The sequence below is a fragment of the Burkholderia sp. Bp9004 genome (genome assembly GCF_003858025.1).
GTDB classification, from domain to species: domain Bacteria; phylum Pseudomonadota; class Gammaproteobacteria; order Burkholderiales; family Burkholderiaceae; genus Burkholderia; species Burkholderia diffusa.
The window spans coordinates 1-1,151 of record NZ_QTQD01000080.1 but is presented as its reverse complement, the minus strand read 5'-3'; the positions used below and the strand labels follow the sequence as shown (position 1 = coordinate 1,151).

Here is a 1,151-nt window from a genome sequence, read left to right as displayed (position 1 = left end):
CTGCTGCCGGTGCCTGACGGCGCTCCGATCTTGCACACGTTGGCGTCTTGGTCGGCCGGGCGTTCTTTGACGCGTGCCTCAAGGGATTCGCCGGGATGGAGCGATCCAGCCCGGCTCGTCGTATCGGTCTTGACATTGGCGGCCAGGTAACGGCTCGGCCCTCGCGCTTCGAGCGACCGATGCAATCCGGCGACGATCCACCCGACACTACCTTGCGTCGACGGATTGGCCTGCGCGCGTACCTGGCTGGCCACGAGCGCGGCGAACTGGCGCAGTAGCTGGGCGTTTGCGGCGATCTTGGGGCGCGTTTCTGTTGAAGGGCTTTGTGCCGGTGCGCTCTGGCTTGTGGTTGCGGCATCGCGCTGAAACTGAAGCGCCGCGTCATAGAGGTTGGAAAACAAGTCGGAGGGGTCGCGCCACGACTTCCCTGATTCGCTTTTGCCGGGCGCTGTACCGACAACGTTGTTCGCCTGAGTCAGGGTCTCCAGACCGCTGGCGAGGTCCAGTATGAGGCTTTCGCCAAAGGTCGCGGCTTCATCCAGTAAACCGGGTAGCCTTTGTTGGGTCTGCTGTACAAAGTCGTCCAACTCGCCCCGAATGCTGCTATTCAGATTGACCGTCAACGTGTTGAGCAGGGCCTCGCTGACCAGGGATTTTTCGCCAGTCAGTTCCTGTCGCGCGAGAAAAAGTGCAGGCCGCAGCGTCATGCGGGCGGGAGCGGTGGCCGGGGCCGGCATCAGACCGATCAGATTGATGCTTGCGATCGCCCAGTCCGAGGTATCACGGTCCTCGCGTGTGGTGAGGGTGACGATATCGCCTAGCAGGTCTGCCAGATTGAGGATGTTACGGACCGCTGGCAGATTGCCTGCAACGGTGCGCAGGCGATCCAGGGTCACTGCTCCGTCGGTGATTGCGCCCAGCCATTGGCCAAATGCATCGATGGTCAGCGCCACGTCACCCAGTTGGATTTGGTTGAGCGGAGCGACTGTGACGGGACGTGCGGAAGATGCGGACGCTTCAGGTGCTTGGCTTGCCATCGGTGCTCCAGGAACTGAGCACCTACAACTACTGCCTCTAGTGAAGGAATGACTAGCAGCAGGCTCTCAGCATGTGGACGTACATGAAATTCTCCAGGCACAAGCGTGCGCAAT

1 pseudogene is annotated in these 1,151 nt (G+C 61.2%); it reads right to left on the bottom strand.

Annotation, left to right across the window (positions count from 1 at the left end):
• Positions 1–1,037: pseudogene (locus DIE08_RS35230) on the bottom strand (hypothetical protein); the annotation flags it as partial.
• Between the last annotated feature and the right edge of the window lie 114 nt (positions 1,038–1,151).